This window comes from Paraclostridium sp. AKS73 (assembly GCF_025671395.1).
GTDB lineage: Bacteria > Bacillota > Clostridia > Peptostreptococcales > Peptostreptococcaceae > Paraclostridium > Paraclostridium benzoelyticum.
This window is the reverse complement of record NZ_JAIXHU010000005.1, coordinates 147,263-157,875: the sequence shown is the minus strand read 5'-3', so window position 1 is coordinate 157,875 and position 10,613 is coordinate 147,263. Positions and strand designations below refer to the sequence as shown.

The window sequence follows — 10,613 nt, the reverse complement described above, 5'->3', positions numbered from 1 at the left end:
TATCTTTATCTATTCTTTTATACATATCAGATACTAAGTCTCTTATTCCTATGTATGTTTTTTTGTTTAACTCATTTACAAAATCTAAATTTTTGTTTTCTAATATACAGTTTATTTCCTCACTTATGTACTCTATAGAACTCTTTATTGTTTTTTTAGATTGTGTTTTAAGTTTATTTTTATTAGCTAGCATTTGAATTGCCATTATTGCTAATCCACAAAATACAAGAGCTCCTACTCTAGTTGGTAACTCTTTTATGTCAACAGGACTGTATAGCATAAATAAATATCCTAATGTAAAGGCCACGTAAGTAGGCTTTTTAGTATTATATGTAAAATTATATAAAACAGTAAATATTAATATAAAAGTTATAATTAATGCTAAAAGTGAATTATTTGCAGCTAGAAAAGCTCCTATACCTAATACAACCTCTAAACATACAAAATACACTGTATTTCTTATTGGGTTTATAGTATAGTCTGTTCCTAGTAATGATAAAGCTGCTGTAATTCCTGCTACTCCAACCAATGTATTTTCATCTCCAAAAACACTTTTAAAACCCACAATTGCTGCTACTATAACTACAAACATTATGGTAGTAGATAAGATTTTTTTCTTCTCCATAATAAATCTCCTTTGATGTTTCTAAAATTTTCTATAGAATAATATACCACTACTTATATACTTTGAAAACACAAAAGGAGTAATTTTATATTACTCCCTTTAAGTTTAAATTTTTAGAATTATAAAATTAGTCTAACCATTTAACTAAACCCGTTTCCATATCGTAATTTGCTCCAGTTACTTTAACTTTTTTCTCATCAATATATTTTTTAACAATTTCATTTTCTTTAATTAAGTTCATGGAGTTCTCAGTATTAAACTTAACTGCATTATTATAAATTTCTTCTTGTGAACCACCTTGCAATTTTGCTTTTTCATAACTTGGTTTAATTTTTTTAACTATAGTTTCTAACTTCCCATTTATATTTTTTCAGATGCTCCTTTTACAGCTCCACAATTATCATGACCCATAACTACAACTAAAGGTACATCTAACTTGCTTATAGCATATTCAATGCTTCCTAATATAGTATCATCAATTACATTTCCAGCTACCCTAACCACAAATAGTTCTCCTAACCCTGTGTAAAATATATTTTCAGGAACTACCCTTGAATCAGAACAAGTTAAAATAACAGCGTAAGGATTTTGGCCTTCTTCATTAAGTTTTTTTCTTATATCTTTATCAATTATATTTTTATTGTATGTAGCATCTAAATATATTTCATTTCCTTTTTTCAATCTACTTAAAGGATCTTCCTTTGTATCACTATAAGTTTGAATAATATTTTGATTCTCATTACTTAAACTCGTTTTTTCCATCTCTTCAACAAATGTCTTTACGCAAAATAATGCTGCAAGTATAAAAATTGCTAACAATAATTCTTTTTTTTCTTTCATATATATCACCTATAAATATTATTTTTCCAAACTTATTGTTTCCTAAAAATATATATTGATGCGAAAAAATGTTTAATTTAAAACTACTTACTTCTCTGTTTATCAATTATATCATCAACTATAACTGCTAAAGTTAAAACAAATGCTTCATCTTCAAAATCAGTTTCTACATTATAACTATCTGTAAAAGTAAAAACTTCTTTATGAATTCTAGCTATTTTCTCACTTCCTTTATATATTTCATAATTGTGATCAATTATATCCCCTGTTACATTTAAATCCCCATATTTACTTTCTATCTTTATACTATCTCTCATAAACGAAGGCTTTTTATTTACTTCCGCTACAACTTCATTGCCTTCTTTTACTTGATATTTAGCTAATAAAGATATGACAGTCTCTTTAACAGAATATAATGTTTTTTCATCTTTAATAAGATCAAATTGAAGACCCACTGCAAATAATTTATTGTCTACAAAGAACACTTCTTCATTTTCTTCATTTTGTATCCAGAAATCTTCTTTAATTTTAAACAACTTCGATTTCATATAATATTTCATTATTATTCCCCTTTACATTTGGTATTTGTATATATTATTTATTATATAGTTTACTTGTATTCATAATGATATTTTTAATAAATTTTAATATAATAAAAAAAGGAAGTGATAAAAATCACTTCCTTTTTTATTGTATTAAATTACTCTGTTACTTCAGATTTGAATGCTTTTCTTAACATTGATATAGACGTGTAAGTTATAACTACTATAACTACCCATTTTAATATATCAATTGGCATACTCTTAACTATAAATGCAGCTATAAATACTCCTACAACTCCACCTATTGTTATAAAGAATGAGGTTTTCTTAGCATAAGCTCCTTCTTTTATAAACTTAGTACTTGCAACTGGCATTAACATTGCACAAGATCCCATCATTATAGGGAAGGCAACGTCTGGTGACATTCCTAAGAAATAAACCATAGCCATACATGGAGAATATAATCCAACACCTGCAGTCATTAATGCTCCTAATATAAAATTACCTATTATTCCTATAACTAATTTTGCTCCACTTAATCCTGTAGCAGTTCCGCCTCCAGGCATTAATCCTAATTGAGCTAATAACATTAAAAGTGCAGTTATTGCTAATGCAATTCCCATTATAATTTGTATCTTACGTTCATCCATCTTAGCTATAACACCAGCTCCAAGGTATGAACCTACTACAGCAGCTCCTATTAAACATATTAAAGTTACTGGATCTACTTTTATAACAGTTGTAAATATAAATGCTTCCAAAACAACTGGTATAGTGTGACATACATTTAATGTCCCAGGTATTAATCTATCTGATATATTCATCTTTAAGGCATTAAACATTGCAACCGTTGGGGCAAAAGACCCTATTCCCAGTGTATCAAAAAAGTCTGTTACAAAACCTGTTGCTAATGATTTGCCTGTAGATACATCTTCAAAGTTATTTTCTGATTTTGCTTTTGCTATATCCTTGAAATATGAAAACCCAAATAAAGCTGTAAACACTCCTAGTAAAACTCTTATTACGTTAATCATAGTTGAACCCCCTAATATATACTTGTTTTTCCCCTTAGTCATCACATTCGTGAGTCGGCTCATTTTAACTTTCACCCCCTGTAAAAGCCTTATTCCTTTAAAAAAAGCAATTATTGTGCCACTTGTTCTTTTATTAACAATTAAATTTTAAATCGTTGAAATCTTTCAAATCTTTGGTATTTTATATATATTTGCGTTTACTTTTATTTATTCCTAAATTTTGTGTAATTTATTCTAAACTTGTCAAAAAGTCAACAATTAGACGCTTTTTTATGGACAATCAAAAGAAAATATTCTATTAATGGCTATTTTACTTGCTTTTTAGATTTAATTTTCATAATGTCAATTTTCAGACTATTGTCATTTTTAGACGCGTCTTTCACAACGCAAAAAGGTGTATACCACAGTGGTATACACCTTTTTTTATTTATGTTATTAACTTTCGATTATAAATCCCTATGTCATGTTTTCCGACATAGGGATTATTATTATTTATATATTTTTTCATAAAATAATTAGCTGCAACATGTATTTGCAATCTTGTATCTAAATCTAAACCTATATTTTCTGTATTTGCAACTGGTATAAAATAATCAGACATATCTTTTATAGTTGATTTTCCAACTTCACCTATAAATAAAATTTTACACTTATTTACTCTCGCAATATTAGCGACTTCAACGAGTTCTTTAGTTTCTCCTGTCTTTGACAATATTACAACCATATCATCTTCATTCATTGAGTTTACTTCTAGTTTCATAAACCAAGGATCACTAAAATGTCTTGAATTTATGCCATTTAACTTTGTCTTAATTTCTAAAACTCTAGCTATATAGTGAGTCATTCCCATAGCACATATCAAAACATTTTTAGCTTCTTTTATACTTTTTACTATTGGTTCAAAGTCTACACTTTTCATTAGTTGCAAAGTTTGTAAGTACTGCCTACTTAAGTTATTTATTATTTCATCATCTTCATCAGGAATAGATGAATTTTCAAGGGTTAGTGTTTTATTTAATAAAAGATCATCCTTGAAATCATTAAATGACTTATATTTTAACTTTTTTACCATTCTAAAAATAGTTGTAGTTGATACATTTAAATTATCAGCTAGTTGCTGTATAGTTACTTTAACCATACTGTCACTACTTATTATGTTGTCTAAACAATACTTTTCAGTGCTACTTAGACTATTTCCATATTCATTTATTCTCTCTACTAAGTTCATAATAATCACCTAAAATAGTATTTATTCTCTTGTTCTTGTTATACCATTTTACCATATTATTTTTTCTTGTCTATTATATAAGTTTATATGTCTAAGTCTAATCCAATTTCAAACATTCTCTTCCATGGATTGTACACACTTAAATTTGAAATAGTTTTATCTTTAAATGAGTTTTTAATAACTTGTTCAAACTCGTTTTTTATTAAACTACAAATCTTTTCTTCTACAATATCAATAGAGCTTGATATATCAAAGTAACTACATTCGTATTTAGGAAGTATTTCTTTATTAATATACATTCTTACTTTACTTTGATAAAACACATCTTCTAATAAATGATATATCAAACTTTTATCTACATTGTCTTTATTAAATCCAAAGTGAGTTATTATCCCTTGACTTAAAGTAGTTCCTAAACTATTGCAATGAGTATTCCATCCATAGTATGCTTTTATTTTATCTAATACTTCATACTTGTCTAATAACTTTATTAATTGATAATCTCCACCATTTGCATATGCACAGTCAGCTATTATTACATTCTTACCACTTTCAACAAAATTTTTTATACTATGTGTGAAAGATAATATATTTCTATATGAATCATAGGATACATCTCTACATTCAAATTGATCCCATGACTCTTGCATTACCTTTCCCGGAGAGTTTATCGCAAGTATAATATCAGCACAATCATAGTTATATACAATTTGTCCTCCAGCTGACATAATATGTGATTTTAAAGATTCAAACATAGGTCTATCTTCATATAAAGGTATTATAGATTTACCTAGTGTAGATGAGTATACAGGGTATATCTTTACTCTTTTATTTTTATAATCACTAAAAGCTCTAGATAGTAATGTAGCTCCTACTTCATCTGCTCCAGGATATATAAGCACATCTCCAAATAAATTATTTAAGTCTATATACTGATTTATTTTTCTTTGGTCCATTGCAGTATATCCAAACTCACAAGAATCATCTTGAGGTATAACTAAATAATCTAAGATATTATCTTTTAATAACTCTAAAACTTTTTTATTCATTTGAATATTAGTATTTCTTCTTATCTCATAATCTACAATATATTCTTTAGGTATACCTCTTTCTAAGTTTAATAAAATTTGTTCTTCATCACTAGATATTCCAACTCTATCTTTTTTATCAATTAAATATGACCTTTTAAATATTTCAGCTCCATAATGCTCATAATAGTCTGGTTCTTCATCACTAGAACTATACTTAGGAGTCCTCATAATTAAGTTAAAAGCATATATTTTAAGATTTTTATTTTTACTTTTTACATTCTTTATTCTATCTATATATACTTCTAGCTCTTCAGCTGTACTTTTATGCAATCTCGATGGCAATAACCCTCCATAAAGCAACATATCTATTGATAATATAGCTACATCTACAAATTGAGCATTATCTTCTAGAAATTTCCATACTGCTTCTAAATTACATGGAGTTTTTTATATCCTAAGATACTTAAATCTGGACTTAATATATTTATTTCATCATTACAAGAAGCTATATATTCTGGATATAATCTATTACACGGTCTTTCATCTAAAGGAATATAAATTACATTCATGACTAATCTCCTTTATACTTGTTTTAACATCAACGTTAGGAATGAATTTTTCTTAATTTTATTTATAGTAACTTTACCTTCATTTATATCTAACTTATCAATTTTTTCTTCTCTTAAAGAAGATACATATACTTCATTTATTAAAGCATTGATTTTTAAATTTATATTTTCAATGTCAAAATCATTACTATTTTTTATTCTTAAAATAAAATCATCACTTTTTTCACATTTTTTTAAAGCCATTATTTCTAATCTATTATCTAGTTCAATTAATGAAAATTCATCTTTTAAGTTATCATTAATATCTCTAGTAAAGTCTTTTAAATGTCTTGATATAACATCTACTTTTAACTTATTAGCTTCTTTTGATATATCTCCTAAGCTAACATTATTATCAAAGTATATTGAATAAGTAGAAGTAACTTCTTTTAGAAGTTGAGAACTTGAAGCATCTAGTCTATACCCTGATGCTCTACCCGGTCTAATTTTTAAATCTGCTTTACCAAATTTCCCAACACATCTTATAAGAGTTATTGCTATAGATTTATCATTATAAATCTCATATTCACTAGGACCTTTTGATAAAACTGCAAGAACTTCTTTATCATGATTTAATTTTACATACCCTTGCATTGGATATATAGGGAGTTCAAGTTCAGTTGCTCCATCTTCTAGCTTTTTAATATCTTTAATTTCATTATCTCTAATAACACTTCCAAAATGATCCTCACTTAAACTTTGTTTGCTTTCATACACATCATCAAATACAGCTCTTATTATATGATCTTTATTATTGTTTATAATTGTTGTCTTAAAATCTATTCTTTTACTATCACTCTTTAAAACTACTTCTGTAACTATATAAGAAGTTTCTATTTTTTCACATCTTTCATGGTTTATACACTCAAAAGGTGCATCTATCTTATGAATTATCTCATATTTTATAAATAAAGGATTTGACTCTATCAACTTTATATCTGCATTAGTATTTTTAGTTGTTATAACTAAATCCTTAACTGGAGGTGAATAATTGTATTCATCTCCATCATCACCTTTTTCTTCAAAGTAAAGTATGTTTTCATAAGTTAAATTACTTTCTTTATTTAAAACAGTTAAAGTTCCATCATCTTTTATGTTTACTTTTAAATATCTATTTTCAAACATTCTATTTTCTTTATCTAATAATAAGTCAATATTTCCACTTAACTTAGGTGATTCTCCATAACATACCTTTATAGCTTTGTAGCCCATAGGTGGCAATATATCTGCCTTTATTTTTATTTGCACTTGTTTCATAGTGCCTTCTGAAACTTCAGCTATATCATTTAAATTTAATAATCCATTATAATATTCAATTTCATTATTTATATTTTCTAAGTTATCAACCTTTACAAAGTAAATTTCATTATCATCAAAATCCTTTATAGTAAAGTTGTCATCTTTCACATATAAATTAATGAATACTAAATCATCTCTTTTGTATGGAAGTGTATTAAACAATACTATAGGTTGTTCATTTTCATTTAAACTACTAAAGTTAATCTTATCTCTTAAAAATCTAAAGTTTAGCCATATCATCTCATTTATTCCATGTCTTAAACTTAGCAATCTATTCTCTACAGAATTATTTATAGATTCTGGAGAAGATGAATAAATAGAATCATGGAATTGATTTTTAAATAATATCTTCCAGAAGAAATTACTTATAGATTGACTATAACTTCCTCCAAACAAGCTATTTATAACTGACATAGGTTCAGCTATTAAAGGAAGTTTTGTTTCGTAATCTTTCATAGGATTTTTTATATCCATTCTAGTAGATGAAATCCCTGCATGAATTCTTCCTAAATCTGCCGATCTAGCTTCTCCTTCATATACTTCTACTTCTCTGTTTGATTTTAATTGTTCTTTTAACACATCTTCTACAAATTCTTCTGGATTAGAAATCTTTAAATTATATCCACTTTTCTCAAACTCTTCACAAACTTCATTTAATATATTTGTTATGTCTCCTTGAGGTCTTGCATGATCACTACCTCCCATAAATAACAGTTGATTATCAATAAATCTATTTTCAACACTATCTATTACGTTTTGTATATCTTTTATTGCATCCTCTTTATTTGTTGGGAGATATCTATAGTGACCATATCCAAGTGGAAAATGTACAGTTAATAACTTATCTCCATTTGGAGCTTCCCAAAGAAAAACAGAGTCTTTAGTTTTTCTATAATTAAACCCTCTCCATGCAAAAACAGCTTTCATTCCTAGTTCCTTAAAAATTTGAGGTGTACTTTGAATTTGTCCAAACGCATCTGGAACCCATCCTATCTCCATGCAATTTCCTAAATCGCTAGCTATATTAGATCCTATAACCAAATTTCTAAGTATAGATTCCCCACTTACAAGGAATAGGTCCGGTTGTATAAACCAAGGACCTATATATAATCTTTTATCTAAAATATGTTTACTTATCTTTTCTTTATTTTCCGGTCTAATTGAAAGATAATCTTCTATTGCTGCTGTTTGCCCATCGAAGGTAAAATATTTATATTCTGGATTTTTGTCTAATATATCTAATAGCATATCAAAGCTATATACAAGTCTTATTCTAAATGCCTCTGATGATCTATACCATTCTCTATCCCAGTGAGTATGTGGTATATAATGTACGTTTTTCATAATATTTTACCTCCAATTAGTACTTTTTTATAATTCAAATCCGTCACTTAAATCAAAATCATCCTCTTCTTCAATCTTATTTTGATTTTGTAATAACTTTACAAATGGTGCATATAAAATTACATCTAATATCAATAAAGCTAACATTAATAATACTGGTCCTATTTTAAATGCTCCGAGTACCCATGCATTAAGTAATACTGGCTCAACTCCTGCATTTAATACAACCATAGGTGTTACAAGCCCTGATGCTGTTGCAAAGTATGCTATAACAGCATTTATAACTGGAACAAATATAAATGGTATAAACATTATAGGATTTAAAACTATTGGTAATCCAAATATTAATGGCTCATTTATATTAAATAGACCTGGAACTAAAGATATTTTAGCTATAGCTCTTTCTGCTGATTGTTTCTTTGATATTAATAATATAGCTATTATTAAAGCTAATGTAGATCCTGATCCACCTATCATTGCGTATATATTACTCATTACATTTGGAGCAACTTCTGTTATAGCTGAAAAATCTTGAGTTTTAGCAAATATCTCTATATGTCTCATAAATATAGGTAACCATATAGCTGATATTAAACCCCACATAATTGAAAATCCATGAAGTCCAAAGAACCATAGTAGTTGCATGAATATAATTACTATAATTATTGCTGGTAGGCCTGTCCCTACATTTGTTAAAGGTGCAACTATAATTGTAGATATTAACTCTTGTAATGATCCATATCCAGCTAGTATTACAAGTTCTTTTACTACAGCAAATAAAGTTATTATTATAGCCATAGGAATTATAGATTTAAATGAGTTTAATATTCCTGGAGGAACACTATCTGGAAGTTTTATAGTTATCTTACTTTTTATTAACTTTGAATATAAATAAGCTGTTGTTAACCCAACTATTAATCCTGTAAACATACCTTCGTAGTTAAAAAAATTTCTAGCATATCCTGATATTAAATTTCCTGTTTCTGGATCAGCTACTGTCGTAGGTATAGTTGCTGCATAAGCTACTAGTGCAAGTAAAGCTACTGCGATAGAGTTTATATGAACTTTATCATTTTTAAGTCTTTCTGATAGATAATAAGCTGATGCCATGACTATTATTATTCCTATTAGAGCCATTGATATATCTCCAACAGTTCCTAGTATATTTATTATTGCTAATAATATTTGATTTTCTGTTCCTTTTGTAAAGTATTCTAATTGCATTTTTATAAGTCCAACAAAAGATCCTACAACCGTAAATGGTATACTTAGTATAAATGCATCTTTGATAGACTGTAGTAATTTGTTTGATGAAATCTTCATCGAAATAGGTGTCATAAATTTTTCTAGAAAGTCTAAAAGCTTGTTCATCATAATCCCCTGCCTTTTATTTTATTTTTGTTATCTTTATTATATAGGCTGTAAAAATGTTTTCCTATTACAGATTGAGTAATATTTTTACTAGTGTGTTGCTCAGGATAAATTATAAGTTATGTCTATAAGTGTTTTTCATTGGCAAATAAATTTATAGCATTTATAATACAATAAGGTTCTCAATTATTTTATGTTGTTCATTTATTATATATAAAAAAGGGGAAAAGTATTATGAAAAGGGTAGCTACGTATTTAATTATGATTTTAGTGGTATTCATATCAGTTGGATGTAATCAAAATGATAAACATACTAATCTTAAAGTTCATATAGGAGAGTCTATTAATTTTAGTGATGAAGAAATAAACAAGGCTGTAGATTGTTTAAAAAGTAATTTTGATTTTGAGGCTTGCACTCTGACTAAAATATACTACGATGAAAAAATCTAATAATGCTGTTAAGGATTATTTGCAGTTTGGAAAAGGATTAGAAAACAAAGTTAAGGCTGAAAATGTCATTGTTCTATTTTCTGATTTTGATGTAGATGGCTCAGGAAAAAATCCTGTTTTAGAGCCAAATTCTACTTATACTGATTACAATTGGGTTTTAATTAGAGATGATAAATCTAAAAACTGGAAAATTGATGATTGCGGATATTAAACGTAAGGTACTATGTTTTAGCGATTAGGA

At 27.3% G+C, this 10,613-nt stretch carries 9 protein-coding genes and 2 pseudogenes; 2 read left to right on the top strand and 9 right to left on the bottom strand.

Translation table 11 applies throughout. The features are described from left to right. The 9 genes and pseudogenes from LEQ07_RS05230 to LEQ07_RS05190 form a co-directional block, all read right to left on the bottom strand. Positions 1-625: pseudogene (locus LEQ07_RS05230) on the bottom strand (hypothetical protein); the annotation flags it as partial. Positions 626-752: 127 nt separating this feature from the next. Next, entirely contained in the window at positions 753-989 is a 237-nt protein-coding gene (locus LEQ07_RS05225) for a carbonic anhydrase (protein ID WP_263329781.1), read from the bottom strand. Beyond that, positions 986-1,465, bottom strand: coding sequence for a carbonic anhydrase (locus tag LEQ07_RS05220; protein ID WP_263329774.1), 480 nt, complete (start codon positions 1,463-1,465; stop codon positions 986-988). Before LEQ07_RS05220 ends, LEQ07_RS05225 begins: the two co-directional genes overlap by 4 nt. A gap of 83 nt (positions 1,466-1,548) precedes the next feature. Beyond that, positions 1,549-2,025, bottom strand: coding sequence for an LURP-one-related/scramblase family protein (locus tag LEQ07_RS05215; protein ID WP_046824249.1), 477 nt, complete (start codon positions 2,023-2,025; stop codon positions 1,549-1,551). 140 nt (positions 2,026-2,165) lie between these two features. Then, the gene (locus LEQ07_RS05210) at positions 2,166-3,041 is read right to left on the bottom strand and encodes a sulfite exporter TauE/SafE family protein (protein ID WP_046824250.1); all 876 of its coding nucleotides are present in this window, start codon (positions 3,039-3,041) and stop codon (positions 2,166-2,168) included. Positions 3,042-3,468: 427 nt separating this feature from the next. Continuing rightward, positions 3,469-4,269, bottom strand: coding sequence for a MurR/RpiR family transcriptional regulator (locus LEQ07_RS05205; protein WP_263329773.1), 801 nt, complete (start codon positions 4,267-4,269; stop codon positions 3,469-3,471). A gap of 83 nt (positions 4,270-4,352) precedes the next feature. Then, positions 4,353-5,869: pseudogene (locus LEQ07_RS05200) on the bottom strand (DUF4127 family protein). 12 nt (positions 5,870-5,881) lie between these two features. After that, entirely contained in the window at positions 5,882-8,551 is a 2,670-nt protein-coding gene (locus tag LEQ07_RS05195) for a glycoside hydrolase family 38 C-terminal domain-containing protein (RefSeq protein WP_263329772.1), read from the bottom strand. 27 nt (positions 8,552-8,578) lie between these two features. Then, positions 8,579-9,922, bottom strand: coding sequence for a PTS sugar transporter subunit IIC (locus LEQ07_RS05190; protein ID WP_025161418.1), 1,344 nt, complete (start codon positions 9,920-9,922; stop codon positions 8,579-8,581). A 234-nt stretch (positions 9,923-10,156) separates the two neighbouring features. Here LEQ07_RS05190 and LEQ07_RS05185 point away from each other — a divergent pair, with 234 nt between their 5' ends. Together LEQ07_RS05185 and LEQ07_RS05180 are read left to right on the top strand one after the other, a co-directional pair. Beyond that, positions 10,157-10,372, top strand: a complete 216-nt coding sequence (locus tag LEQ07_RS05185; protein ID WP_263329771.1) for a hypothetical protein — start codon at positions 10,157-10,159, stop codon at positions 10,370-10,372. Then, positions 10,359-10,583 carry a DUF4829 domain-containing protein gene (locus LEQ07_RS05180; protein ID WP_442952398.1) on the top strand — a complete coding sequence of 75 codons (225 nt, stop codon included), beginning with the start codon at positions 10,359-10,361 and terminating at the stop codon, positions 10,581-10,583. The genes LEQ07_RS05185 and LEQ07_RS05180 overlap by 14 nt, the downstream gene beginning before the upstream one ends. The last annotated feature ends 30 nt before the right edge of the window (positions 10,584-10,613 follow it).

What these genes read in the sequence shown, in the direction of transcription:
- LEQ07_RS05220 (WP_263329774.1), bottom strand. Translation starts at nt 1,465, where the DNA reads ATGAAAGAAAAAAAAGAATTATTGTTAGCAATTTTTATACTTGCAGCA.
- LEQ07_RS05215 (WP_046824249.1), bottom strand. Translation starts at nt 2,025, where the DNA reads ATGAAATATTATATGAAATCGAAGTTGTTTAAAATTAAAGAAGATTTC.
- LEQ07_RS05210 (WP_046824250.1), bottom strand. Translation starts at nt 3,041, where the DNA reads ATGATTAACGTAATAAGAGTTTTACTAGGAGTGTTTACAGCTTTATTT.
- LEQ07_RS05205 (WP_263329773.1), bottom strand. Translation starts at nt 4,269, where the DNA reads ATGAACTTAGTAGAGAGAATAAATGAATATGGAAATAGTCTAAGTAGC.
- LEQ07_RS05195 (WP_263329772.1), bottom strand. Translation starts at nt 8,551, where the DNA reads ATGAAAAACGTACATTATATACCACATACTCACTGGGATAGAGAATGG.
- LEQ07_RS05190 (WP_025161418.1), bottom strand. Translation starts at nt 9,922, where the DNA reads ATGAACAAGCTTTTAGACTTTCTAGAAAAATTTATGACACCTATTTCG.
- LEQ07_RS05185 (WP_263329771.1), top strand. Translation starts at nt 10,157, where the DNA reads ATGAAAAGGGTAGCTACGTATTTAATTATGATTTTAGTGGTATTCATA.
- LEQ07_RS05180 (WP_442952398.1), top strand. Translation starts at nt 10,359, where the DNA reads ATGAAAAAATCTAATAATGCTGTTAAGGATTATTTGCAGTTTGGAAAA.